Genomic DNA, 25,008 nt, shown 5'->3' with positions numbered 1-25,008 from the left:
TAGCTCAGTCGGTAGAGCACATGACTTTTAATCATGGTGTCCCGGGTTCGATTCCCGGGTGAGCCACCAATTATATAATACAAATTGAAGAGTTTGAATTGAGCTTAGCATTAGTATGCTAGGTTATTTTTTTATTCTCAAAAATTCATACTTGATTCAAATCTGCAAATACTGTGTTCCTTGTAGTATAAATTATGAAAAAGACTGGTTTTGAAGATTGCCTTTTAAAAGATAATATATTCCACCTACCAGATTTCGATCACATGCATTTGAAAAGACAGATGCGTAAAAGTCTCCGGTTGATTTATAATTTATAAATCAACCGGAGACTTGTGGAAAGTGAAAATAGATAAGTGATATAAACAATAAACTACATATTATAAATACCATACTAGAAAGGAGAAACATTTTTATGCAGCAGGCATTGAAAATAAGCTGTTAAAAGCTCTTAATTGTAGGTTGTTTCATTAATGCTTGTCACAATGAAATTGGGAGCAAGCATTAATGGTGCAACCTGCAATTTAGCACTTTCAGCGAAATTTTCATAGTCCTGTGAAATAACAATGTTTCTCCTTTCGAATGCTTATTGCATAAGTCTAAGTTATCTTTGAAATATTATGTTTAAGCACTTTTGCGTTTCTTTGAACGAATAGTCCAGATGATTAGTCCTATGAAGAACCCGTAAAGTGCTGGTATTATCCATCCAAATCCATAATCAAAGCCAGGTAAATATGAGTGAGCAAAATTCACAAGTTGCTTGACGATTAAATTCTCTTGTAGAGGCTGAGGCAATGATTTACATAAATCAAAAAATGCCGCAATAACTGTGAATCCTGTTGTCCATCTATAAACATCACCTTGTTTATTAATGAAAGGCGCTAATAGAGATAGTAGGATTAAAGTAATTACTAAAGGATATAAAAACATAAGTACTGGTATAGATAGTTGAATGATATTACTTAATCCAAAGTTAGCGATTATGAAAGAGAAAACTGTAAATAAAACAGCATATTTTTTGTAAGAAATAGAGTTTGGAAACATTTCGCTGAACATTTCAGAACAAGAAGTTATCAAACCAATAGCTGTTTTTATACATGCGATTCCAACAATAAAAGCTAATAATATTTGTCCAGTAAAACCAAAGTAATGATTGCTTACCATAGATAATATACTTCCACCGTTATCAGCACGATTAACGCTGCCTAAGCTTGTAGCACCCATATAAGCTAGAGATCCATAGATAATAGTCATTCCTATAACGCTAACAAGGCCTGATTTACATGTCTCTATAGCAATTGATTGAGGGTTTTTAACTCCTAGTTTTTGTATGTTAGAAATAATAATAATAGCAAAGGCTACAGAAGCAAGTGCATCCATGGTATTATATCCATCTAATAAACCAGTGAATAATGGCTGAGTTGCATAATTTCCTTGAGCAGGAAATTGACTTGCTTGTCCCATTGGATTTACAAATGTAGCGATTAATAAAATTGATAATAATACCAAGAAAATAGGGGTAAGATACTTACCAACCCAATCTAAAATTTGTCCTGGTTTTAATGAAAAATAAATAGTAAAAGCAAAAAATATTAATGAAAAAATAATTAGTCCTAATTTCAAATATCCATCAGAAATAAAAGGATGAATTCCAACTTCAAATGCAACTGTAGCAGTACGTGGAATTGCAAATAAAGGGCCAATTGTTAAATACAATAAGCATGTGAATATACTTGCATAACGAGAGCTAATAGGCCTCGCCATATCAAATAAACTTTCACTTCTTGAAAGAGCAGATGCGATAATCCCTAATATAGGTAATCCTACTCCAGTAATTAAAAATCCAATAGTAGCTGTAAAAGCGTGATCTCCAGCCTGTTGTCCCATTTGAACTGGGAAAATTAGATTACCAGCACCAAAAAATAGTCCAAATAATAATGAACCTATTAATAAGTTTTGCTGAAAGCTTAGCTTTTGTTTCATAAATAATCCTCCTTAAAAATTTTCGTATTATCAAAATAATTATACTTCTTTTATTAAAGTGTTTATTTTTTTGCATTTTGATAATACATTGTCAATTTTTAATTATAATATATTTATTTATATTAGTAAAACTCATTTTTAATATATTAGTTAAATTATTCTACTTAAAAATTAAAATGAAAGGGATATTTACATATATTGAAGTGAAATCACTTTGTCGAATAAATATATATGTAAACATAATTTTTTTATAAGATGATTTTTAATAAAATATTATAAATTTAATTGTTGTGTTTAAAAAAAGATAGTGTATAACACTTAATTAATAAAAAAGCCAAACGCTGTGCTATTTTATTCAAACACTGTGTAAAGAATATATATTTTTCTTAAACACTACGAGTAAAAAAATAAACAGTTAGAAAAGCAATCAAACAATATTGGATTTTTACTGAAAATATTTTTAAAAATATAATTATAAAATAAAAATATTTTCAAAAGAGCGGGAAATGGTAAAAGCTTTATATAGTAAGGTCTTACACTGTTTAAATGAAATAAAAGGAGCTTTTAAATACTAACTTTTGAAAAAGTTTTTATAGAGTTTGGCATCCGTATTGCTTTTGTGTAATGGCATGGAATGAAGATGATTTAAATTATATAGAGCGGAGGAGATTAGTTATGGAAGAATTAGAAATAGCAATTATGAATATTATAATCAATTCTGGAGATTGTAAAAATCACGCTTATATGGCTCTTAACAATGTGAAAGAAGAAAATTATGAAGAAGCTGAAAAAGAAATGGAATTAGCAAATGATGCTATTGCAAAGGCACATGATGGACAAACAGTGTTTCTACAAAAAGAGGCTAATGGCGAAAGAATAAATATGTCAGTATTGTTTGTACATGCACAAGATCATTTGATGACTGCAATAACAGAGAAAAATTTAATTGAGCAAATAATTGAACTAAGAAAAGTTATAAATGGATTAGTGAAAGTGTAATTAAAAAACAGATTAAATTTAAAATAAATTCTATACAAAGATATACTTTTTTGAAGGAGAGGATAGTAAATGATAAAAATTAGATTATTTTGTGCGGCAGGAATGTCAACAAGTCTTTTGGTAAATAAAATGAAGGATGCAGCTAAAATCAGGGGAATAGAGGCAAATATTGAAGCTTTTCCAGAAGGTCAAATGGATAAACATCTAGATGGTGTAAATGTTGCGTTATTAGGACCACAAGTTGAATACACATTAGGAAAAGCGAAAAAAATATGTGAACCATTGGGAATTCTCGTAGATGTAATATCTATGGTTGATTACGGAATGATGAATGGGGAGAAAGTATTAGATTTTGCGCTAAGATTAGCTAACTAGTGAATGGACAAATATGTAGAAATAGAAGGAGTAATTAAATTATGAAATTTTCTAAGGATTTTCTATTTGGAGCAGCTTCTGCTGCATATCAGGTAGAAGGAGCATATAACGAAGATGGTAAGGGAATATCAAATTGGGATGTATTTTCCAAGATTCCAGGAAAAACTTTTGAGGGAACTAATGGAGATATAGCAGTAGATCATTACCATAGGTATAAAGAGGATGTAAAGTTAATGGCTGAAATTGGAATAGAATCGTATAGATTTTCTGTTTCTTGGCCAAGAATAATTCCAGATGGTGACGGAGAAGTTAATCAAAAAGGGATAGATTTTTATAATAATTTAATAGATGAATGCTTAGAATACGGAATAGTTCCATTTATAACATTATATCATTGGGACATGCCTCAAAATTTAGAGGAAGATGGGGGATGGACAAATAAAAGAACTGTTAATGCTTTTGTAAAATATGCGGAGGTATGTTTTAAAGCATTTGGTGACAGGGTGAAGCATTGGATTACTTTTAATGAAACTGTTGTATTTGCATCGCTAGGGTATCTAGCAGGAGCACATCCACCAGGTATTAGGAACAATCCTAAAAAGTATTTTCAAGTAACACATAATGTTTTTACAGCACATGCCAAAGCGGTAAAGTCCTATAAGGAAATGAAGCAGTTTGGTGAAATAGGAATAACTCACGTTTTTTCTCCAGCATTTAGTATAGATAGCAATGAGGAAAATATTAAAGCAGCATACCATGCAAATCAGTATGAAATTAATTGGTATTATGATCCGATATTAAAAGGAAGTTATCCAGAATATGTAGTTAAACAGTTAGAACAGAAAGGATGGCTTCCAGAATGGACTCAAGATGAATTAGATGTAATAAAAGAAATGGCGCCAAAGAATGATTTCATAGGTCTTAATTATTATCAACCGAAAAGGGTTGCAAAGAATGATATTCAAAATGAAAGTCAAGAAAGAACTAGAGAGAATTCTACAGGAGCACCAGGAAATGCATCATTTGATGGAGTTTTTAGAACCGTTATGTTAAAAGATAAAGTTTATACAAAATGGGGATGGGAGATTGCTCCAGATGCATTCTTAGATGGATTAAGGATGTTAAAAGATAGCTATGGTGATATAAAAATGTATATTACTGAAAATGGTTTGGGAGATGAAGATCTGATAATTGAGGATGAAATAGTAGATGTTCCAAGGATAAAATATATCGAGGCACATTTAAAAGCGGTGAAAAGAGCCATTGAAGAAAATATAAATTTAAAAGGATATTACGCTTGGTCTGCAATTGATTTATTGAGCTGGCTAAATGGATATAAAAAGCAATATGGCTTTATATATGTTAATCATAAGAATAATTTAGATAGAAAAATAAAATTATCAGGATATTGGTACAAGAAGATAATAGAAGAAAGAGGAGAAAAACTTTAGTAAAGACTTAGTAGTTAAAAGATCCTAATATGTATTCATTAAGCGCGCAATGTTTACTTATATTAAGATTTGAAACTTTAGGTAATATAAAATTTGTTATTTAGTTGAGTATTTAAGGAGGAATTATTATGTCATCGTTTCAAAATAATTTAAATGAGAAAGTAATACCGATAGTTATGAAATTTGTCAACTTAAAAGGTGTTCTTGCCTTAAAAGATGGTATCTTATATACATTACCTCTAACGTTAGTAGGTTCAATATTTCTGTTATTAGCGCAATTGCCATATCAACCATTAAATGACTGGTTAGCTGTTACATTAGGTGCAGGGTGGACAGATCCTTTATGGAAAGCATATGGAGCCACATTTAATATAATAGCGCTTATGGGGACAATAGGAATAGCATATACTTATGCTAAAAATGAAGGTTATGAGCCTTTATCTGCAGGAGTAATATCATTTGTAGTATTTGTATTAACAACTAGCTCTTCTGTAGTAACTAAAAGTGGAGAAACAGTAGGAGATGTAATCCCAACAGCATGGTGTGGGGGAAAAGGTATGGTCACTGCAATTATTATAGGATTAATAGTTGGCGCAGTTTACTCATGGTTTATGAAGAGAAATATTACAATAAAAATGCCAGCAGGTGTACCACAAGGTGTTGCAAACTCTTTTGCAGCGTTAATACCAGGAGCGGTAATAATAGTTGGTGCAACAGTACTTTATTCAGTATTTAACTGGGGATTACACACAACTCTTATCGAATGGATATATAAAGTAATTCAAACACCTTTACAAGGTATGACAGATTCAATAGGTGGAGTATTATTTATGGGATTTGCAATTCCTTTCTTATGGTGGTTTGGGGTTCATGGTTCAACAATAGTAAGTGGTGTAATGTCAAGTGTATTGACATCGAATACATTAGATAACGCAGCTATAGTTACAAGTGGAAAGGAATTAACAATAGCAAATGGAGCTCATATAGTAACACAGCAATTTTTGGATCAATTTATGACAGTAACAGGGGCTGGTATGACAATAGGTTTAGTTGCGGCAATGTTGGCATTTTCAAAGTCAGCTCAATGCAAGCAATTAGGAAAACTCGCGATAGTACCTGCAATATTTAATATAAACGAACCAGTCACATTCGGAACACCAATAGTAATGAATCCTTTTATGGCTCTTCCGTTTATAATTACTCCTATGTTATCAGGAATAATACTTTATTTTGCAATAGCAACAGGAATAGTTCCACCATTTGGTGGGGTAATGGTTCCGTGGACAACTCCTCCGGTAATTTCAGGTCTTTTAGTTGGTGGTGTTAGAACAGCAATATTGCAATTCTTAGTATTAGTAATGTCATTCTTTATATATCTTCCATTCTTTAAGAAGTTAGATAATATAAACTATAAGAATGAGCAAGCTGCGCAAAGTGGAAATGGCGTGTCAGCATAAGTAAAATATTTAAGCAAAATGTTGCACAACTGATTTTAAGTTGTGTAACTTTTTTATTTTAACTAATAAACCTGCCTTCTAAGTGAAAGATGTAATATATCATATAGTTTTTTTGCTATAATATTGGTATAATGCAATAAATAAGGAATATGAGGTGGGGAATTTGGATCCGATTAGTTTGATGAAATCTATGGCTTCAACATTTACGAAAGTTGAACTTGAAATTTATAATAGATTAATGTCTGATCCGACATTGATTATGAATAGCACGATAGTAGTACTTGCAGAAGATCTTAATGTATCTAATTCTGCTATAACAAGATTTTGCAAAAAGTTAGGATATAAAGGATATGTTGAATTTAGATATGATTTTTCTTGTTATTTTAATAAAGAAGAGGAGGACAATGAAGACCATATTGTTAATAGAACAGTCACCACATATTTATCTGTCTTGAATATATTGGAAAAAATGATAAGCGAAGATGAGATTAGAAAATTAGTATCAAAAATGAAAAAAAGTAATAATATTCGAGTAATAGGTATAGGTGAATCGGGATTAATTGCTAAGTATCTAAGATATCGTATCTTCAAATATAAAAGAAATATCGAGGCATTGGATAATAAGTTCGAAATAGATGAAAGTTGTAGTTTAGCAGAAGAAGGAGATATGCTAATTGCTATTACCAATAGTGGGAAAAGTAAGGAAATTAATAGACAGATAGTAGAAGCATATAATAATGGTATAACGACTGTAGTGATAACAACTAATGATATTGCGGTTTTAAGAAGCAAGTCCCATTTTTACTTTCAGATGCCTTCAGCTGGACAGTTTTATAAACCAGGTGCATATGACAATCAGCCAATTATTATAATTTTTTTAGAGATGATAGTTAACTTATTTGCGTTTTTTGACGAAGAGTAGTAAAAAATAAGAAAGATCCAAATTCAATTATAGAACTTACCGTATATTTCATTTATAAAAATATATAGAATTTATTTTTTTATAATAAAAACCTCCTAGAAGTAATGCTATGCTACTATTTCTAGAAGGTTTAATTTATTACAAACTAAAAAGTTTTTTTATTTCCTCATATTTTTCGTGAGTAAGTAATGCATCTTTGTCTGTATTTTTAAGTTTGACAATATAGGTCCATCTTCCGTATGGATAGATCTTTGTAATCAATGATAAATTGATAATATAGGATTTGTGACTTCTAAAGAATTGAGTATGGTCTAGTTTTTCTTCTATATCGGATAAAGAAATGGAAGTTGTGAAGCTATCTGTTTTTGTATATATAACAGTGGAACTTTCTTCTCTTTGAACTAAAACAATTTCCTTTGTGTCTACAAAACTTATGCCTTCTTTATTTTTTATCATAAGCTTATCTAATCCTTTTTCGTGTTTTATTATTTTATCTATACCATCTCCATAGCTTGGTTTATTTAAATTTTTAATTCTGTCTAAGGTTTGCATTACTCTTTCTACTTTGAACGGTTTTATCAAATAATCAAAAGCATACAACTGGAAGGCTTCAGACATATATTCTGCATGGGCTGTTGCAAAGATAATTATAGTTTTAGGGTCTATATCTGTCAATATTCTAGCACAATCTATACCGTTGCACTTAGGCATTTCAATATCAAAGAACACCACATTAGGGCGGTGCTCTTTAAATATGTCTATAGCTTCTTCACCATTATCTGTTTCTCCGACAATTTCAAATCCACCAGATTTATCTAGTATTTTTTTTATTATGGTCCTTATTCCTATTTCATCGTCAACTATAAGCACTTTTATATTCATAGAATAATTCTCCTAATTTAAAATCTTCTTTTTCTAGTTTTACTTTTTGGTTTTCCAACTATCTCTGAAAGTATAATAGCTTGTTGAAGTCTAACTGGTGTTATTTCCTGGGTAATAGAATCTATAATTCCCTGTGGATTTGAAGAAGCTGCTTCTTTTTTATCATAATAGCTATTTTTTGTATTATTATAAGAATCCATGTTTTCACTAGCTATATCGTCAATGGAATCACCTTCGTCATATTCTTCATCGTCATTCTCTAACTCTGTATCAGAAGTGTTGTTTATACCATCGTTCATTTCGGTTGCATTTGGATATTTGAAAACAAAATTTCTTGAATTATTGTTTAATATGGACGTAGGATTGAATATAGCATTTGCAAGAATTTTTAATAGATTAGTGGTATCATCATATTTCATAGTTTTCACTCTCCCAGGAGTCTATTTTTTATCTCTCTGCTCTTTGCTATCACTAGAAAGAGATTGGCTTTTATTTCCTGCGCTAGAAATTGAACTTCTCATACTTGTATCTGCAATAACATTTTGCATATCATAATAATCCATTATTCCAAGTTTTCCTTCTCTAAGTGCATAAGCCATTGCTCTTGGTACTTCGGCTTCTGATTCTACAACAGCAGCTCTCATTTCTTGCTCTTTGGCTACAGCCATTGCTCTTCTTTCTTCAGCTTTAGCTTGAGCTATATTTTTATCAGCTTCTGCCTGTAAAGTTTGAAGTTGCGCTCCTATATTTCTGCCTACATCTACGTCAGCGATATCAATGGATAGAATCTCAAAGGCTGTACCAGCATCTAATCCTTTATCTAAAACAGTTTTGGAAATAGCATCAGGATTTTCTAATACTGTTTTATGGCTATGAGAAGAACCAACTGTAGTTACTATACCTTCACCAACTCGGGCTAGTATAGTTGCTTCACCAGCACCTCCAACTAACCTTTCAAGGTTGGCTCTAACTGTAACTCTAGCTTTAACTAAAAGTTCTATACCATCTTTTGCAACTGCTGAAACATTTGGAGTTTCAATAACCCTTGGGTTAACGCTCATCTTAACTGCTTCTAATACGTCTCTACCTGCTAAATCAATGGCAGCTGCTTTTTCAAACTGTAAGTCTATATCAGCTCTATGAGCTGCAATTAATGCATTAACTACATTATCTACATTACCACCAGCTAAATAATGGGCTTCTAGTTGATTGACATTAAGTCCCATACCAGCTTTTGTTGATTTAATAAGTGGAATTACGATTTTAGAAGGTACAACTCTTCTAAGTCTCATACCAATCAAGTTGAATATGCTTACTTGAACGTTTGCTGCTAAAGATGACACCCATAATCCTATTGGTATAAATCTAATAAACACAGCAATTAAAAATACAACTGCTATTACTACTATAAGTAAATTAGTAATCATTAATTATCTCTCCTTTAAATATAAATTTATATTTTAGATTTCTTTACTAGTAATTTTACTCCACTAACTTTAAATATTTCTACATTAGTGCCTTTACGAATGTATTCTCCTTCAGAAATTACATCAAATTTAACTCCGTCTATATCGACAGAACCAGTTGGTCTTAAATCGGTAACAGCAACTCCAGTCTTTCCTAACAAATAATCTAAATCTGAGGAACTGATATATCCGTGTTCTTTCTTTTGTTCATCAGGAAGAATTAATGGTTTAAAGAGTTTTCCTTTTGTGAAAAAGGTTAGAACAACACCTAACATTATTCCAAGAATTGCTAAAATTCCTAATGCCATAACTAAGGCTTGTGCAAAATTCTCTGCAGTTAATACCACTGCAAGTATTAAACATATAGCTCCGGCGATTCCTGGCAACCCAAAGCCTGGAATATGCATCTCTAAAAGCACTAATCCGAACCCTACTATTAGAAGTAAAACTGTAAGAACTGTTATATCCGGTAAAAATGCACTCATACTTTTTGTACCTCCCTCCTTGGTATATTAATATAATAAGCCACATATTGAAGTTTAGTAACATAAAACTTCTAAGTTATACATTTTTTAAGTTCAAATGTCATTTATAAGAGTGCTGGCATTTTTGAATATTAATTTGTCAGATTTTATTATTCTTTTTTTGGTAGAATAACTTCGAAAGATGTTCGTTTATCATTTGATGTAACTTCAATCGTACCAGAAAAACATTCAACAATTTCTTTAACTATAGCGAGGCCCATGCCATCACCTTTCTCATTTTTTGTTGAGAATCCTTCTTTAAATATGTTGCCTATAATTTCAGGGGGGATGCAATCTCCATTATTGGATATATTGAGTCGTATATTTTTTAGATCTTCTGATAATTCAACAAGCATATATCTATTGCTTGGTTTTTGCTTTAAAGCAAATATAGCATTATCTATAATATTGCCAATAATTCTGCAAAAATCCCATGGTTCCATATTAAGATTATTTAAGTTACTTTTTATTTCAAGCTCCATATCTATATTATTCTTTTCGGCTACTTGTAATTTTGCCTGAAACAATGCGTTAACGGCTGGCTTTGAAGTCTTTAGAGCTTTGCTAATTCGTACTATATCTTTATACACAGGTTCTATATAGCTTCTTGCTTCCTGAAATTCTTCAAGTTCCATTAATGAGTAAATTACCTGAATGTGATTCAAGTAGTCGTGACGTTGAGATCTTAATGTTTTATTGAAGTCCTCAAGGTATCTTATAGTATCTATTAAATTATTACTGCCTTTTTTAAATAAAAAATTATAAAATATTATTCCTGTAATGACACTATTAATACCTATGCTTATAGCTACGACATAAATGATAAAATTTCCTTCAATCATATGTGGATTTTGACTTTTGTAGTAAATAAATAGAGTTATAAAGATTATTTGTATTAAGTTTAAAAATATAGATGCTAGTACAATCTTAGAGATGTTGTAGGGTTGCTTTTTTATTATCATACTTTACCTCCTTGCAAATAAATGACAAATATATTTTACCATGTTTATCTTAATATTAACCTTGAATCACCTAAATTTATTCTTAATCAGTGATATCAAAAATAAGAGCTGTTTATATAGATGTAGGAAAATTTATGAAAAATTTTAGGATATCATATATGCTACAATTGAATTTTTACATTTGAGTCTTAACGCAGCTCACATAACTTAAATTTTAAATGTGAATTTATTGTTGCAGCATATATGTGAAATATATTAATTTTAATTACCAAATATAATAAATAAATATGTCTGATTTTATTGAATGTACAAGGAAAGAGTGGGTTAGTTTTTTATGCAAATAGTGAAAAAAGGAGTTTATATACTTAAAACAAAGAGGAATAAATTGTAAAGTTTAGCATGTATCGCACAAAGATTTATAGTATAATATAAGATAATAATAAAGGATAATTAATTATATGGTCTTGTAAAATTATACTAATAAATATTTAGGTTATTAACAATAAACGTAAAATGAATTATATTTAATACGTTTTTGATGAATATGGGGAGGATTTATGAAAGATAAAGAAATGTTTATTGAAGAATACGGCGATTTTAAAATGAGAAAATTAACTGAGGATGATCTAGAACAGTTTAATGGGCTTTTACGTTATGCATTTCAAATAACGATGGAAGATCTTTTGCATACTGGTTGGACAGAAGAGCAAATTATGCATGCTAAAATGCCGATTCTTAAAAATGCCTATGTTCTTGGTTGGTTTTATCACGGTAAGTTAGCTTCAATGATTGTAGTATATTCAATGAAAGTAAATATCCATGATAGTATTTGCAAAATGGGTGGGGTTACTGGAGTTGCTACCTATCCTGAATACACTGGAAAAGGGTTAATTCATTCTTTGATTAAGCGAGCTATTATTCATATGAACGAAGAAGGTCAAGTTATTTCTTGTTTATATCCATATTCAATCCCTCTTTATAGAAAGCATGGTTGGGAAATAATTTCTGATAAAATAACTTTTACAATCAAAGATTCGCAGCTTCCTAAAAAAAGAGCAGTAGAAGGAATGATGGAGCGTGTAGATTTAGAATGTGAGGATCTTTTAAATGTACATGATTATTTTTCAATGCAGAGACATGGTGCAATGATTAGAGATGAGCTTGCGTGGGATGAATATTGGCGTTGGGATAGTGATGATATTATTGCGGCTATTTACTACAGTAAGAATCATAAGCCCCTTGGTTATTTAATCTATTATATTAGAAATGATATATTTTATATTAAAGAAATGGTTTATTTAAATACTGAAGCACACCACGGAATTTGGAATTATATAAGTGCCCATTATTCTATGGTTAATGAAGTGAAGGGAAATAATTTCTCGGGAGAACCAATGGCTTTTTTATTTGAAGATAGCGAAATAGTTGAAACTATTAAACCATACTTTATGGCAAGGATTATAAATGTAAAAGAATTTATAATAAAATACCCATTCCTAGTAAAAGCACAGAAACTTAAGATAAGCTTCAAAATAAATGATCCTATTGCTCAATGGAATAATGGCATTTTTAATATCTATTGGGATGATGAAGAAACAGTCTGTGAGAAGAGTGATGATATGTATGCTGCTAATTTAGTAGAAATGGATATTCAGACATTAACAACTATGCTTATGGGATATAAGCGTCCTACATTCCTATATGAGTGTGGAAGAATAAAAACAGAATATTATATGCTCAAAATTTTAGAACAGTTAATACCAGTAGAGAAGCCTTATTTTTCAGACTATTTCTAAATTTAGAGATATAGAAATATATAGGTGGTTATATATCATTTACTTACAGTGGACTTTTAAACTGTGTAACAAAATCTCAAACTACAAAGGCGTTTGTGATTTTGTTCTAATTGATCAAGGAAGTATAACTTATAGGAATAAATAATAGTCTTGAAATATGATTTGTTTCAAGACTATTTCTACATTAATTATAAATGATTATAAATTTAGAAAATAAATTAACAATATAATTGTATTAATAAATAATATAAAATTAATAAAAAGATTACTATATTCATGTTGCATTAAAGTATATTGAAATTCTAAAAAGATTAAATGTATTTAAATAATGAAATGACAGAGCATAAGTAGGATAAGAATTTTTTTGTTAAATACTTATATAGCTTTTGAATTACTTGAACTATCATCTTTTACTTTTACCGTTTGGCCAATTAAAAATATACATATCCCTATTAAGATAATTAGTGATCCGATAATTTGATTATAAGATATGGATTCTCCGAGTATTAAGAATGCTAATGTACACGTTCCAACAGGCTCACCTAATATACTCATGGAAATAGTTGAAGCACTTAACCACTTAATTAGCCAATTTAAAACTGTTTGACCAAGTATTGTTGAAATTAATGCTAAGCAGAAGAACCATAACCAATCAGAGTTTGCATAGCCTATTAGGGGATATTTTAATATGACAGAATATGCTAATAAAAATATACTACTGCTTAAATAACAAATGAAAACATAAGCAACTAGAGATAAATTTTTTCTTACACTTTGTCCGATGAGGAAATATGCTGTAATAACTCCAGCTGCCAGTAAAGCAAGTATATCTCCTATCAAGGCTATCCCACCAATTTTAAAATCTCCAAATCCTATTATACAGCTTCCGAATATAGATAAAAAACCACCAAATAGTGATAGTTTCTTTAATCTCTCACCAAAGAAAAAATAGCTTCCTATAAAAGCAAATAGTGGCTGCATAGTTACAAGAACTGTTGAACTTGCAACTGAAGTAAAACGCAAGGATTCAAACCAAAGTATATAATGTATTGCTAGAAAAATTCCTGATGAAAACACTGCCGCTAATTGTTTGAGTTTCAATTTTTTTATTTCTAGTATGTATTTTTTGTTAAATAGTATTACAGGTAATATCATCAATGTTGAAAAAACTAATCTATATGTAGCTATTATTGGAGCTGGAGCTGCCGATAGTTTTACAAATATAGCAGATGTAGAAATAGCTAAAACTCCAAAAAATAAAAAAAGGTAATGTATAATTTTATGTGAATTCTTCAAAAAGATTACGTCCTTTCTAAATAAAAATAATTTCAGAATATTTCTTTGTAAATATAATCATATGATTTAAGACTTCTTTCAAATGTATAAAGACGAGTAACTTGTTTATCATGTATATCTGTCTCTTACTTGGTGTATTCTTCTGTTTTCAACTTTTGAGTCGCTTTTGTGGTAGAAATTTTATCCATATGATATGTGAACTTTAACTATCATATAATATGTTTGTTGAAAGTTCAACTATTATTATAGATAAGCCAATTATAAGCTAGATTTATACTATGAAATATATCCCAACTAGAAACTGGAATAAAAGCATATTATTTATTCCGGCGAGTTATATGCATAAGTTCAGGTCTTAGTTGGGTTATCTATAGGTTCATTATTTATAGTTTAAAAGTATTTATTATATAGGTCATTTATAATTATTGATTATGCTTCTGATTGTTTTAAATTCTAAAGAATATATATTCTTCAGAATATGCTTATAAAATGCGGGTTGAAAGGATTCTAGTATGAAAATAACATTGATTTTAATTTATAATTTACTTGCTTTTATTTTAAGAATACAGATACATAAAACTGTTTATATTAATAATTTCTTAGGCTATAATATAATAAAGATTTATTTTTAGAGGAATTTCAATGGAAAATATAAATGAGAAAAATAATAATTTATATGAACAGTTTTTAAAATACTCATATGCAGATTTAAAAGAATTGTTTAAAAAAGCAAAGACAAAAGAGGAACAGGACTTTTATATTTCTTTATCTGATTTGGTGTTGCAAAGGGAACAAGAAAGAGTACTAGGTAAAAATAATATTTAGAATAAAACTGTGATATATATAAAACATCAAAAACAAATATTATTTATATTAAAGTAAAAATGGTGGTGTTAATAAATGTTTAGTGGAAGAGATATTACAGATGAACAATTGTATTTTGCAATATATTGCATAACTGCCTTAAGCCGTAATTTAAATATGGATCCAAGTGATGTTTATAAACTTATTTCTGAAAAAACAAATATATTGGATGATTATATAATTAAATATTATGATACATTGCATACTCAAGGTGAAGATTATATAGTTAGTGAAATTGTTCAATTATTAAAAGGTGAGGAGTTAGAAATATGATAGTTTATCATGGATCTAATATTGATATAAAGGAGCCTAAAATAATACAATCTAATAGGGCACTAGACTTTGGATTTGGGTTTTATACAACTACATTTAAAGAGCAAGCAGAAAAGTGGGCTCTTAGAAAATGTACAAATCTTAAAGGTGAAATTGAAGGAAAACCAACTGTATCAATATATGAATTAGATTTAGAATTGGCGAAAAAGGATTATAAAGTACATGAGTATGAAGGTGTTACAAATGAGTGGCTGAAGTTTATATTGATGAACAGAAAGGATATAAACTCAAAATCTCCGTATGATATAACTATTGGAGAGGTAGCTGATGATCAAGTATTTGCTACAATAAATCTTCTTTCAAGAGGATGGATAGATATTAGTGCTGCAACTCAAAGATTAAAATTTAAATTACCTAATAATCAGGTGTGTATTAACAATCAAGAAGTTATTGAACAATGTTTAAAATATATTGGTATGGAGGTAGTAAAATAAGATGAAAATGAATGAATATGATGAAATTATGGTTATGCTTGTAGATGATATTATTGAAAATATAAGCAACCTAAAATCTATAAGTAAGTATGAATCAATGAAATTATTTTACACATCGCCTATATGTAAAATGCTTTATCAAAAGAATACAGGGTTGTATACGCAAAGTGCGGCAAGTATAGCATATAGATGCATTAATTAAGGGAAAATAAGGATGATATTATTTAATTGTTAGAATCAATTCATTATGGAAGGAGAAACAGATGAATAGTACTGAAAATGATAAGAATTTATTAATAATAGAGGCTGTTGAAGGTTTTGCATTTAATCATAATATAAGTAGTATCAATGCATTTAAAATATTTGAAAAATACGATTTATTTAAATTAATCCGCTCCCAATATGATGTTTTACATACTCAGAGCCTGGAAGAAAGTATTGAGTTTATTGAAGATGTGGTTAGGAGAAAAGAATATGTTAAGCAATAATGAACTAATGCTATTTCATGGAACTAATCAGCTATTTTACGAGGTGGATTTAGAAAAATCTAAGAATAAGCGTGATTTTGGAAAAGGATTTTACACTACCACATTAGAGTTACAATCAAAAAGCTGGCAGAAAATATGTTTATTAGATATGGTGGAGATGGAATTTATGTAATGAAATTCAAATTGAAAGATATTTCTAATCTAAATGTAAAGGAATTTCAGGGACTGAATGAAGAGTGGCTGAATATGATAAAAAATAATCGCCTAAGTGGAGGAATTCAGCATGATTATGATGTTGTTATTGGGCCAGTGGCAGATGACAATACAATGAGAACGGTGGCATTATGTAGAAGGAATTTATGATGAAGATATGGCCTTAAAACAATGGAAATTCTCAAAATCAAATAATCAAGTTTCGCTTCATACTAGTAAAGCACTAAGTAGATTAGAATTTATAGGGAGAGATGAATATGATAAACAAATATTCATATAAAGGACAAGATATAACATTAGATATTATAATGAAGATTGAAAAAGTTGTGAGAATAATATGTGAAAGAACAGGAAAAACATTTGAAGAAGCTACTAAGGAATTGTATGAATCTAGGACATACAAGGCATTACAAAATACTGAATCTGTTTTATGGGCTGAAAGTTCTGAATTCATAGTTGATGAATTGTTTAGAGAATGGGAAAATAAATAATTATATAATCCTAAATTAGGCTAGTTATTTCTAGCCTAATCAAACATACAATTAATTTTCTCATATTCCTTCTTATTCTTATCTTTATTAATCTCGGCATAAACAAGCATAGTCATTTTAATATCAGTATGGCCAACCCAATCCATAACAGTACGTGGATTTATATCTTTGCTTAGGCAGTTGGTTATAAAGATATGTCTTAAACTATGGTAATGTATATCTGTTTTAATTCCCGCTTTTTTTAATGCTATTTTTAAATGTCTATTGGGTTTCTTATTATCTAGATAGTCACCATTTTCTTTGCAGAAGATTAGATTATTGTTCAAATATAATTCACCGAATTTAAGTTTATTCTCCATATTCTTTTTTATGATAGCTTTTATTATAGGTTTGAGCATATCTGGAAGAGGGACTTCTCTTATACTAGTTCTGGTTTTAGGAATAGTAACTCTATTTTCATATATCTTTTTACCATCCTTATCTCTTTCGCCAGTCCAGACATATTTAACTGATTTTAATATTCATATGATTGAAGTCTATATCTTTAACTTGCAGTGCCATAGCTTCACCTAAACGTAATCCACACATTAAACCCATTAGGATTATTCCGTCTAGATCATCACCTTCAAGAGCGGATATAAAGCGTTTTTGATCATCTTCTGAAATATAGTTTTCTTTTTCATCAATAACGCTATGATTTTTAGGATATACTAATCCTTCTACAGGATTATATTTGACTTTGTTAATTGATTTAGCATATCTAAAACAATTACCTATGCAGCTATTCATTGTTTTAACTTGTGATACTGTATGCTTTTTTAATAATGCTGTAGTTATTTTTTGTAATGATAAAGTATCGATATCAGTTAATTTAGTTTCGTTAAGGCCTTTATTAGGTTTTATATAATTTCTATAAATACCTTCCCATTTCTCAAAAGTAGAATCTTTTAAAGAAGGTCTTTTTATATTCCACAACCAGTCATAATAAAAATTACCTAAAGTTGAGTTATCACTTCTATTAGCAAAGTTATATTCATATTCCTTTAACTTAGCTTTAGCTTCTTTTTAGGTCTTTCCATAAATATCTTTTCTTTTTTGTTTGCATGTTAATGGATCATATCCGGTAGTGACTATAATACGCCAATATTTCTGGCCATTTTTAGTTACCCATCCTGCAGAACCCTCTCCGTTTGACCTTTTTGCCATAATTTTTCACCTACTTGAATATATAATTATAATAAAATTAGGACAATATCTTTTGGAATTAAAATCCTATAATGTTATTTTGTGTTTGTTGTTACAAATCTATTCTTTTCATATCTTTTTGAATAACCAGGATCTATTTTTTCGAATTCATTAAGGGAATCTCTTTCATATGCTTTCAAAGTTACAAGTCTATAAAATAAAACTGATAGCTCTTCCATATCTTCTTCACTAATATGATCTGATTCACTAAAAGGGCATAGGGATAAAATAAATTTAAAATATTCATGAGGACTCATTATAGATGTTCTTCTATTAAACAAATCAAAAAAATATTTCTTATCTAGCTCATCCATTTCATGTTCAAAAAGAACACGCTTTTCTTCAGCAGCCAAAATATTATTTTTAATATCGTTGTCTATAGCATTTAAAATTCCTAATTTATTTGAATAATAAGCATTAGTACTATCTTCTAATAAATCAGAAACATATAAATTTAAATTATTTGCTATTATTTCTAAAGTTGATATGGTTGGAGTTCGTTTATTATTTTCATAATTATAAATAGCATTTCTTGATAATTCGCATTTATGTGCTAACTCTTCTTGAGATAAATTGAGTTTAGTTCTATGTAATTTGATTTTTTCTCCTAAGGTCATAATCATCACTCCTTAGAAATATTTTACAAACATTTCATACAAATGTAAACATAAATATATAATTTTATTCAAAATTATGTTGACTTCATACAAACGGATACATATAATAATTACATGGGAATTTCATACAAATGTGTGAAGGAGTGGAATGATGAATATAGATGTAAACAAAATAAGAATTGCTCAGGCAAATGAATGTTTATCAGTTAATGAACTGGTTGAAAAAACTGGACTTGGAAGGACAACAGTTTCAAAAATTATTAATGGATGCACGATACCATCCCTTAAAAGTATTGGACTAATAGCCAAAGCATTAAACGTTGATGTAAAGGAACTATTTTTAAACGAAGAATAGCTTCATAGAAATACTATAGTTTATTAGATTCACTTAAGTAAAAATTAGATTGTCGTGATTAATATATTTAATTTTTGGTGTATTTAAAATAACAAAATTATAATCACACAGCTTAAAGGGGAGAGAATTAATAAAGTCATTAGCTGGAGGGGTATAAATGGATATTGAAGAGTATAGAGAAAAGATAAAAAAGAAAACAATAAATACTAAAGAATTAGCACAAATACTAGATGTTTCAGAGGCAAAAGCAAGAAGGATAACACATATAGAAGGGGCTCTGGTAATCAAAATAGGCAGAGATATTAGAATAATACTTTCAAAATAGATGAATTTTTAGAGGACCATATTGGAGAGGTTTTATAGAAAGAAGGGATTTTTAATGATTAGAAAATTTGAAGGATTAACAGCTAATGACTTAATAGAAATATTAAAGAATTATCAAAGGGACACAAAAGTATGCATCCAAATGCTAGGAGAGAATTTTCCGGTTAAGCAACTTGAAGAGTGTATTTATTATGACTTTGAAAAGGGGAAAAGGGGAAAGGCACATAAGGGAATTCTAATAAAATAAGGTATTACTAAATGAGGGAAGAAGGGTGAATTTTAAAATCTTAAAATGTTACGTATATGTTTGTAATTCAATTGGAATAAATCCATCCTGGGATGGACTTGAAAGATTTAGAAAATTTTATTTATGGGAGCGTGAAAAATAATGGCAGATATTAAATGGATTAAATTAGCTACTTGTATGCCTGATGATGAAAAAATGAAATTAATAGATGCAATGAAAGAAAGGGATACAATCCATTATGTGTGGATAAGAATACTTTTACTTGGTGGAAAGCTTAATGCTAATGGTGAAATATTTTTATCAGAAGGAAAGCCACTTACTAGCAAAATGCTAGCCATATTATTTTCACGACCATTAGAAGCCATTAAACTTGCATTAAGAGTCTTATCTAAATTTGGAATGATTGAAATAGCTCCTGATAAAGTAATCAGAATTGTAAACTGGGACAAGTATCAAAATATAGAAGGAATGGAAAAAGTTCGTGAGCAAAATAGAAAAAGAGCTGAGACTCATAGGGAAAAGAAAAAATGGGAGAAGAAGGCTGGTAAAAGTGATGATCAAGAAAGTTATGAAAGCGAAGTTTTAGAAGAAAGCATAACTTTGGATGAAAATGAGGAATTAAAAGAAACTAGAGATTTAGAACAAAAGAAAAATTCAAAATATAATGATGTCTCAGAAGAGAATAAAGCTCTTGATAAAAATGCACAATTAGAGAATTTAGAAACGAGGGAAGGAGCTTCTGCAAATACTGATATTAATAATAAAACTAATATTGCCACTAACGAAGCAGCTAGTTATATCAATGCAGAAAGTGCTAATAATAATGAGCATATAAGTAATAACATTTTAGAAACTGATAATAATAATTGTACTGTTACTAAAAATACTAGTAACGTTACTCAAAACAAAAGTAACGTTACAGTAACGCAACAGAATAAGATAGAGAATAAGAAAAAGAATAAGAAGGAGAAAAAAGAAATAGATAAAGATAAAAATATAGAGAGTAAAAGGAATACTTGTGATTTAAATAATAAAAGATTAACTTATGACATGAATAATAAAAACTTAGATTGTGATGAAGAAGTAAGTCAACCTAATCTCTTTGATAATAATAATACTAAAAATGGGTCGATAGAAGGGGTGGATATAAACTCTAAGGCAATGGAGCTTATGAAGTATCATGAAAAAATAACAGGAAAGCCAGGAGGATGCGACTATGTTGCACTTAGATCAGCTATTGATATTCATGGAGAAAAGTTGGTTAAGATGGCTATGGATGTTGGGTTTGAGAAGAATTGTCCTGACATAAAGTATGCAATTGGAGTATTAAAAAACTGGAGGAGAGATGGGTATCCAGAAGATCATATGGAGGTAAAGAAAAATGGGTTTAGAAGTACTGGAAAGAGTAACACAGCAGATAAAAATGAATTTGCAGGATTCAAGCCAAAGGAACCACGAAAACTTACAGAAGCTGAAAGAAAGAGGATTGAAGCAAACCTCATATAGGTGTAACAAATGCTGCGATACCGGATGGATACTTATTAAGCAGGAACACATGCAGCCTCTTGCTGTAGCTTGTGAATGCAGGAAAATAGAAAAGCTAAAAAGTGAGTGGAAGTATTCAGGAATCAATGTTGAACAAAGTAAACTTACTTTTTCTAGTTTTGTAGTGTGGAATCAGGCGTCCCAAAGGATGAAGGATACTGCTGCAGCTTATTGTACTGATTTTGATGAAATTAGAAACAATAGGCGCAATAGCATTTTATTATGCGGTCAGGTTGGTAGCGGTAAAACGCACTGCAGTATTGCTGTTGCATTAAACTTTTTAAAACAAAGGATTAAAGTAGTGTACATGCCTTATCGTGATGTGATCACAAAGATAAAACAAAACATGATTGATGAAGAATATTATACTAGGACAATTTCAAAGTATCAATTATGCGAGGTCCTTTTGATTGACGACCTCTTTAAAGGAAAGGTCAATGAAACCGACGTGAATATTATGTTTGAAATCATTAATTATAGGTATCTTAATTTCCTGCCTATTATAGTCAGCAGCGAATTTTCTATTGATAGATTATTAGCTTTTGATGAGGGGGTTTCTTCAAGAATATATGAAATGTCAAAAGATTATGTGGTAGAAATTGAGAAGGATATTAGGAATAATTATAGGCTTAAGTAAATTTACAATGCACACTGCACAATTCACAATAAACAATTACAGAGTAAATTTCGCATGAAAATGAATTTTTTGAGAATTAAACAAAGCTAAATTATGAAGGGAAGTTGTTTAAATGAAAGCATCAGGGATAGTAAGAAATCTTGATAACTTGGGAAGGGTTGTAATACCAAAGGAAATAAGAAAAGTGTTAGGTATTAATGAAGGGGATCCAATCGAAATAACTAAGGTTAATAATGATATAGTTTTGAGGAAATACAGTAAGGGATGTATATTTTGTGGAAGTGATAAAGATGTAAGTGAATTTAATAATGTACTTGTTTGTAGTGGCTGCAGAAAGACTTTAGGACAGAATTAGAATGAACAGGCCGAAAGAGTTACCTAACCGCCTGGAATGCGCATATTGCAAGAGGAATTATAAGCATGGTGGAGAATGTCAGGGAAAAAGCACGAACAGAAATGAAGATGGATGTCTTTATTTTAGTATGAATGAAAAAGGTTGTATAAGAAATTTAGATCAAAATATACCTTTCAATTTATATAGTGATATTCCACCAGTTGGTATGTGGAGGGATGGATGGACAATATATAATCAAGATACAAAAATCAGAATAAATAAAATATATGCTTTAAGCTGGAATGAAAGAAAAGGTTTGCTGTATATTAAATGTAATTTTGATTATTTTATTAATGAGTTTAGTGAAGATTATAAAAAAGAAGCTAATAAGCCAAATCTAAAGATTATAAAATAAGTTAATATGGAATGAATATTTTATATTATTGAAGTATTAAAAAGATAAAATTCTGAGAAAAGGAGATAAACAAATGGATAGTTTACGAATTTTTAAAGATGAACGCTTTGGAGAAATAAGATGGTTAAAAATTAATAATAAAGATTATGCTGTTGGAATTGATATAGCAAAAGCTTTAGGGTATAAAAATCCAAGAGCTGCACTTTTAAGACATTGTAGGGGTGTCGTGAAACACGACATAGGGGTAGTAACAGGAAAAAGGAAAGATGGAACGGATGCTATCCAAAATGTAGAAATGAGTGTAATTCCGGAAGGGGATGTATACCGCCTAACTGCAAAATCCGAATTGCCAGGTGCAGAGAAATTTGAAGCATGGATCTTTGATGAGGTATTGCCTAGCATACGAAAAACAGGAATGTATACTACAGATGAATTATTAGATAATCCCGATTTACTTATTGCTGCAGCGACTAAGTTAAAAGAAGAGAGAAAAGCAAGGCTGGAAGCCGAAAATAAGGTAAAGCTATTAGAGCCTAAAGGACAATTTTATGATGATGTCGCAGGCTCTAAAGATGCAATTGAAATGGGACATGTTGCAAAAGTTCTTGGCATTAAAAGAATGGGAAGAAATAGGCTGTTTTCTTTACTTAGAGATAAAAAAGTTTTGGATAAAAATAATATTCCATATCAACAGTATGTTGACTTAGGGTACTTCAGAGTGTTGGAGCAAAAATATTCAGTGCCTAGTGGAGAGACAAAGATAAATATCAAAACAATGGTATTTCAAAAAGGAATAGATTTTATATTGAGAAAAATTAGAGAATAATAAGTTATATATCTTATGAGTATGGTATATGAAAAAATGGAGATTTATCCTTCCAACAGGACAAACCTCCATTTTTATTAAAAGACTAAGCTACATCAAATTTAGTAACTTGTCGTTGAGTAACTTGAGCACCAGATTTCTTAACTAAATCACCAGAATTAGTTTTGAAAACATTCTTAGCAATCACAGTATCCATAAGTGCGTTAACCTCATCTTTTGTAAGAGTAGGTTTAACTCCAGAAACACTTAAAGTACTTTTTTCGCCAGCCACAGTTAAAAAAGTCATAGATAAAGAATATTCCATTTAATTCACCACCTTTCTGTTTAGATAAGAGTTAAGGAAAGGAAACTCCTACTCCTAGCGTCGTAGGAGTACTCACAGAGTAAGCGATCATTATCAAATCATAGATTTGATATGCCTGCTTAACCGATTCGCACAAAGGACAAGCTTTTGGCTCTCTGCTTAAGCATTTGCTAAACTAGAAGATTCATTGATAAAGTAATCTCTAGTGTTAGCTTCCATAACACCTTTAATTGCATCTGCAACAGCATATACATTATCAGGTGTAGCATCTGTTTTTATACCTGAGAAAGTTTTTTTTGTATAAATTGGGTCTCCTGCTTTGTCTAAAGCTTTTTGAACCTCGATACTAAGAGAAACTGAGTCGATAGTTTTAGTTACAGCCATAGTTTTAACCTCCTTCATTTTGTTTTCATAAATGATATATGGATAAATTCTTAACATTACATAAATAGATAAAAAATATTTGTTTTTTAATAAACAAAAGAACTAAAACAGATTAAAAGTATTGAAAGGATGATCATGAAAAGTGAATGTTTTATTGAAGGACAAATTAGTATATTTGATTTGCCTGCTATAGAGGTTGTAAAACCAAAGGAAATAATTATTAAAGGGGAAAATAAAGAATTAGATAAGTTTGATAGTATTATAAAATTATATTCTAATAGCTGCAGTAGAATAGTGAAAACACTTAGTGGAGCATTATTAGTTGAATTGAATGATAAAACCTTATATTTTAATTTAGATGAAGTAAATGAATTTAATTTACCTAAAGATGTGGGAATAATGCCTGGAGAAGAAATGCTTATTGTGAATATTGATAAGGAAATAAATGAAATACAAAGACAAAAGTTAAAAGATCTTAATCCTAAGCAATATATCAAAAGAAAAGGTGATGCAAATTTAATAATACCTGGAGAGAAAACTATAGTTATAAATCCAAAAGGATGGATATTGGAATATATACAGAAACCTAAATTCAAAGAAAACGAAATTTTTGAAACAGAAAATCATTCTATAAATAAAGTTATCGAAGAAAATATAAGAGAATCAGATATAGATTATAAAGTTGGAAATAAAGTTTACATTGAGTATCATGGAATCAAATCAATAGGAAAAATAGTTAGAATATATAATAATGGAGAAACATTAAATGTAGCTTGGGATGGCAAACAAACTGCTTTTTATTATAAGAATGTTGAATTAGCAGAATAAAAGCAGGAAACATG

General features: G+C 29.8%; 36 protein-coding genes. 23 read left to right on the top strand and 13 right to left on the bottom strand.

Translation table 11 applies throughout. The features are described 5' to 3' along the window. Positions 1 to 621: 621 nt before the first annotated feature. Complete coding sequence (gene brnQ, locus L1S46_RS19160; RefSeq protein WP_238900746.1) at positions 622 to 1,980, bottom strand: branched-chain amino acid transport system II carrier protein; 1,359 nt, start codon at positions 1,978 to 1,980, stop codon at positions 622 to 624. Positions 1,981 to 2,655: 675 nt separating this feature from the next. Here brnQ and L1S46_RS19155 point away from each other — a divergent pair. From L1S46_RS19155 to L1S46_RS19135, 5 genes are all read left to right on the top strand, one after another. After that, positions 2,656 to 2,979, top strand: a complete 324-nt coding sequence (locus L1S46_RS19155) for a PTS lactose/cellobiose transporter subunit IIA (protein ID WP_238900745.1) — start codon at positions 2,656 to 2,658, stop codon at positions 2,977 to 2,979. Positions 2,980 to 3,048: 69 nt separating this feature from the next. Continuing rightward, positions 3,049 to 3,354, top strand: coding sequence for a PTS sugar transporter subunit IIB (locus L1S46_RS19150; RefSeq protein WP_238900744.1), 306 nt, complete (start codon positions 3,049 to 3,051; stop codon positions 3,352 to 3,354). Between the two features lie 41 nt (positions 3,355 to 3,395). Continuing rightward, positions 3,396 to 4,805 (top strand): GH1 family beta-glucosidase, encoded by a 1,410-nt coding sequence (locus tag L1S46_RS19145; RefSeq protein WP_238900743.1) that lies wholly within the window; start codon positions 3,396 to 3,398, stop codon positions 4,803 to 4,805. A 128-nt stretch (positions 4,806 to 4,933) separates the two neighbouring features. Continuing rightward, positions 4,934 to 6,262: a PTS sugar transporter subunit IIC gene (locus L1S46_RS19140; RefSeq protein ID WP_238900742.1), complete on the top strand. Its 1,329-nt coding sequence runs from the start codon at positions 4,934 to 4,936 to the stop codon at positions 6,260 to 6,262. Positions 6,263 to 6,425: 163 nt separating this feature from the next. Continuing rightward, a complete protein-coding gene (locus L1S46_RS19135) occupies positions 6,426 to 7,184 on the top strand; it encodes a MurR/RpiR family transcriptional regulator (RefSeq protein WP_238900741.1) in 759 nt (252 codons plus the stop codon). Between the two features lie 138 nt (positions 7,185 to 7,322). On the opposite strand, the gene L1S46_RS19130 is transcribed toward L1S46_RS19135, so the two are convergent. From L1S46_RS19130 to L1S46_RS19110, 5 genes are all read right to left on the bottom strand, one after another. Continuing rightward, positions 7,323 to 8,066 (bottom strand): LytTR family DNA-binding domain-containing protein, encoded by a 744-nt coding sequence (locus tag L1S46_RS19130; RefSeq protein WP_238900740.1) that lies wholly within the window; start codon positions 8,064 to 8,066, stop codon positions 7,323 to 7,325. Between the two features lie 17 nt (positions 8,067 to 8,083). Then, the gene (locus L1S46_RS19125; protein ID WP_238900749.1) at positions 8,084 to 8,485 is read right to left on the bottom strand and encodes a hypothetical protein; all 402 of its coding nucleotides are present in this window, start codon (positions 8,483 to 8,485) and stop codon (positions 8,084 to 8,086) included. A gap of 21 nt (positions 8,486 to 8,506) precedes the next feature. Further along, positions 8,507 to 9,493 (bottom strand): flotillin-like protein FloA, encoded by a 987-nt coding sequence (gene floA / locus L1S46_RS19120; protein WP_103699202.1) that lies wholly within the window; start codon positions 9,491 to 9,493, stop codon positions 8,507 to 8,509. 26 nt (positions 9,494 to 9,519) lie between these two features. Further along, the gene (locus tag L1S46_RS19115) at positions 9,520 to 10,017 is read right to left on the bottom strand and encodes an NfeD family protein (RefSeq protein WP_017208758.1); all 498 of its coding nucleotides are present in this window, start codon (positions 10,015 to 10,017) and stop codon (positions 9,520 to 9,522) included. Positions 10,018 to 10,166: 149 nt separating this feature from the next. Next, a complete protein-coding gene (locus tag L1S46_RS19110) occupies positions 10,167 to 11,018 on the bottom strand; it encodes a Spo0B domain-containing protein (RefSeq protein ID WP_238900739.1) in 852 nt (283 codons plus the stop codon). 557 nt (positions 11,019 to 11,575) lie between these two features. On the opposite strand from L1S46_RS19110, the gene L1S46_RS19105 reads away from it, so the two are divergent. Continuing rightward, positions 11,576 to 12,814, top strand: coding sequence for a GNAT family N-acetyltransferase (locus tag L1S46_RS19105; RefSeq protein ID WP_065418584.1), 1,239 nt, complete (start codon positions 11,576 to 11,578; stop codon positions 12,812 to 12,814). Between the two features lie 375 nt (positions 12,815 to 13,189). Here the strand turns inward: L1S46_RS19105 and L1S46_RS19100 are convergent, their stop codons facing one another. Beyond that, positions 13,190 to 14,110 carry a DMT family transporter gene (locus L1S46_RS19100; protein WP_039773731.1) on the bottom strand — a complete coding sequence of 307 codons (921 nt, stop codon included), beginning with the start codon at positions 14,108 to 14,110 and terminating at the stop codon, positions 13,190 to 13,192. Between the two features lie 642 nt (positions 14,111 to 14,752). Here L1S46_RS19100 and L1S46_RS19095 point away from each other — a divergent pair. The 8 genes from L1S46_RS19095 to L1S46_RS19060 all read left to right on the top strand — a co-directional run bounded on the left by L1S46_RS19095 (position 14,753) and on the right by L1S46_RS19060 (position 16,933). Continuing rightward, positions 14,753 to 14,935 carry a hypothetical protein gene (locus tag L1S46_RS19095; protein ID WP_238900738.1) on the top strand — a complete coding sequence of 61 codons (183 nt, stop codon included), beginning with the start codon at positions 14,753 to 14,755 and terminating at the stop codon, positions 14,933 to 14,935. A 75-nt stretch (positions 14,936 to 15,010) separates the two neighbouring features. Then, a complete protein-coding gene (locus tag L1S46_RS19090) occupies positions 15,011 to 15,247 on the top strand; it encodes a DUF3791 domain-containing protein (RefSeq protein WP_009169712.1) in 237 nt (78 codons plus the stop codon). Continuing rightward, the gene (locus L1S46_RS19085; RefSeq protein WP_238900737.1) at positions 15,244 to 15,741 is read left to right on the top strand and encodes a DUF3990 domain-containing protein; all 498 of its coding nucleotides are present in this window, start codon (positions 15,244 to 15,246) and stop codon (positions 15,739 to 15,741) included. Before L1S46_RS19090 ends, L1S46_RS19085 begins: the two co-directional genes overlap by 4 nt. A gap of 1 nt (position 15,742) precedes the next feature. Then, on the top strand, positions 15,743 to 15,943 hold the full coding sequence (locus tag L1S46_RS19080) for a hypothetical protein (RefSeq protein ID WP_008422406.1): 201 nt from the start codon (positions 15,743 to 15,745) through the stop codon (positions 15,941 to 15,943). A 61-nt stretch (positions 15,944 to 16,004) separates the two neighbouring features. Continuing rightward, positions 16,005 to 16,229 (top strand): DUF3791 domain-containing protein, encoded by a 225-nt coding sequence (locus L1S46_RS19075; protein WP_009169714.1) that lies wholly within the window; start codon positions 16,005 to 16,007, stop codon positions 16,227 to 16,229. Then, the gene (locus L1S46_RS19070; protein WP_238900736.1) at positions 16,216 to 16,401 is read left to right on the top strand and encodes a DUF3990 domain-containing protein; all 186 of its coding nucleotides are present in this window, start codon (positions 16,216 to 16,218) and stop codon (positions 16,399 to 16,401) included. The genes L1S46_RS19075 and L1S46_RS19070 overlap by 14 nt, the downstream gene beginning before the upstream one ends. Then, on the top strand, positions 16,401 to 16,592 hold the full coding sequence (locus L1S46_RS19065) for a DUF3990 domain-containing protein (protein WP_238900735.1): 192 nt from the start codon (positions 16,401 to 16,403) through the stop codon (positions 16,590 to 16,592). The genes L1S46_RS19070 and L1S46_RS19065 overlap by 1 nt, the downstream gene beginning before the upstream one ends. 107 nt (positions 16,593 to 16,699) lie before the next feature. Then, positions 16,700 to 16,933, top strand: coding sequence for a hypothetical protein (locus L1S46_RS19060; RefSeq protein ID WP_238900734.1), 234 nt, complete (start codon positions 16,700 to 16,702; stop codon positions 16,931 to 16,933). A 35-nt stretch (positions 16,934 to 16,968) separates the two neighbouring features. On the opposite strand, the gene L1S46_RS19055 is transcribed toward L1S46_RS19060, so the two are convergent. The 4 genes from L1S46_RS19055 to L1S46_RS19040 all read right to left on the bottom strand — a co-directional run bounded on the left by L1S46_RS19055 (position 16,969) and on the right by L1S46_RS19040 (position 18,795). Beyond that, a complete protein-coding gene (locus tag L1S46_RS19055; protein ID WP_238900733.1) occupies positions 16,969 to 17,331 on the bottom strand; it encodes a tyrosine-type recombinase/integrase in 363 nt (120 codons plus the stop codon). Positions 17,332 to 17,437: 106 nt separating this feature from the next. Next, positions 17,438 to 17,908 carry a site-specific integrase gene (locus L1S46_RS19050; protein ID WP_238900732.1) on the bottom strand — a complete coding sequence of 157 codons (471 nt, stop codon included), beginning with the start codon at positions 17,906 to 17,908 and terminating at the stop codon, positions 17,438 to 17,440. Between the two features lie 90 nt (positions 17,909 to 17,998). Next, on the bottom strand, positions 17,999 to 18,139 hold the full coding sequence (locus L1S46_RS19045; protein ID WP_238900731.1) for a hypothetical protein: 141 nt from the start codon (positions 18,137 to 18,139) through the stop codon (positions 17,999 to 18,001). Positions 18,140 to 18,213: 74 nt separating this feature from the next. After that, entirely contained in the window at positions 18,214 to 18,795 is a 582-nt protein-coding gene (locus L1S46_RS19040; RefSeq protein ID WP_103699195.1) for a helix-turn-helix transcriptional regulator, read from the bottom strand. Between the two features lie 151 nt (positions 18,796 to 18,946). Between L1S46_RS19040 and L1S46_RS19035 the strand changes: the two genes are divergently transcribed. The 8 genes from L1S46_RS19035 (at position 18,947) to L1S46_RS19000 (ending at position 23,478) form a co-directional block, all read left to right on the top strand. Continuing rightward, positions 18,947 to 19,150: a helix-turn-helix transcriptional regulator gene (locus L1S46_RS19035; RefSeq protein ID WP_238900730.1), complete on the top strand. Its 204-nt coding sequence runs from the start codon at positions 18,947 to 18,949 to the stop codon at positions 19,148 to 19,150. 157 nt (positions 19,151 to 19,307) lie between these two features. Further along, on the top strand, positions 19,308 to 19,475 hold the full coding sequence (locus L1S46_RS19030; protein WP_238900729.1) for a DNA-binding protein: 168 nt from the start codon (positions 19,308 to 19,310) through the stop codon (positions 19,473 to 19,475). A 54-nt stretch (positions 19,476 to 19,529) separates the two neighbouring features. Beyond that, positions 19,530 to 19,721 (top strand): hypothetical protein, encoded by a 192-nt coding sequence (locus tag L1S46_RS19025; RefSeq protein ID WP_023975311.1) that lies wholly within the window; start codon positions 19,530 to 19,532, stop codon positions 19,719 to 19,721. Between the two features lie 141 nt (positions 19,722 to 19,862). Next, entirely contained in the window at positions 19,863 to 21,227 is a 1,365-nt protein-coding gene (locus L1S46_RS19020; protein ID WP_238900728.1) for a phage replisome organizer N-terminal domain-containing protein, read from the top strand. Positions 21,228 to 21,276: 49 nt separating this feature from the next. Then, positions 21,277 to 21,903, top strand: coding sequence for an ATP-binding protein (locus tag L1S46_RS19015; protein WP_039773055.1), 627 nt, complete (start codon positions 21,277 to 21,279; stop codon positions 21,901 to 21,903). Between the two features lie 112 nt (positions 21,904 to 22,015). Beyond that, positions 22,016 to 22,258, top strand: a complete 243-nt coding sequence (locus L1S46_RS19010; protein ID WP_039773053.1) for an AbrB/MazE/SpoVT family DNA-binding domain-containing protein — start codon at positions 22,016 to 22,018, stop codon at positions 22,256 to 22,258. 1 nt (position 22,259) lies between these two features. Further along, positions 22,260 to 22,652 (top strand): hypothetical protein, encoded by a 393-nt coding sequence (locus L1S46_RS19005; protein ID WP_238900727.1) that lies wholly within the window; start codon positions 22,260 to 22,262, stop codon positions 22,650 to 22,652. A 73-nt stretch (positions 22,653 to 22,725) separates the two neighbouring features. Beyond that, complete coding sequence (locus tag L1S46_RS19000; protein WP_078114210.1) at positions 22,726 to 23,478, top strand: phage antirepressor KilAC domain-containing protein; 753 nt, start codon at positions 22,726 to 22,728, stop codon at positions 23,476 to 23,478. Positions 23,479 to 23,563: 85 nt separating this feature from the next. On the opposite strand, the gene L1S46_RS18995 is transcribed toward L1S46_RS19000, so the two are convergent. Both L1S46_RS18995 and L1S46_RS18990 read right to left on the bottom strand, forming a co-directional pair. Continuing rightward, positions 23,564 to 23,782 carry a DUF2922 domain-containing protein gene (locus tag L1S46_RS18995; protein WP_009168791.1) on the bottom strand — a complete coding sequence of 73 codons (219 nt, stop codon included), beginning with the start codon at positions 23,780 to 23,782 and terminating at the stop codon, positions 23,564 to 23,566. A gap of 159 nt (positions 23,783 to 23,941) precedes the next feature. Next, positions 23,942 to 24,166, bottom strand: coding sequence for a DUF1659 domain-containing protein (locus L1S46_RS18990; RefSeq protein WP_009168792.1), 225 nt, complete (start codon positions 24,164 to 24,166; stop codon positions 23,942 to 23,944). A gap of 135 nt (positions 24,167 to 24,301) precedes the next feature. On the opposite strand from L1S46_RS18990, the gene L1S46_RS18985 reads away from it, so the two are divergent. Next, positions 24,302 to 24,994, top strand: a complete 693-nt coding sequence (locus L1S46_RS18985; RefSeq protein WP_238900726.1) for a hypothetical protein — start codon at positions 24,302 to 24,304, stop codon at positions 24,992 to 24,994. Positions 24,995 to 25,008: the final 14 nt, after the last annotated feature.

The organism is Clostridium sp. YIM B02500 (genome assembly GCF_022324665.1).
In the GTDB taxonomy this organism is placed as follows: Bacteria; Bacillota; Clostridia; order Clostridiales; family Clostridiaceae; genus Clostridium; species Clostridium beijerinckii.
The sequence above is the reverse complement of the archived record's forward strand: the minus strand, read 5'-3'. Positions and strand labels throughout refer to the sequence as shown.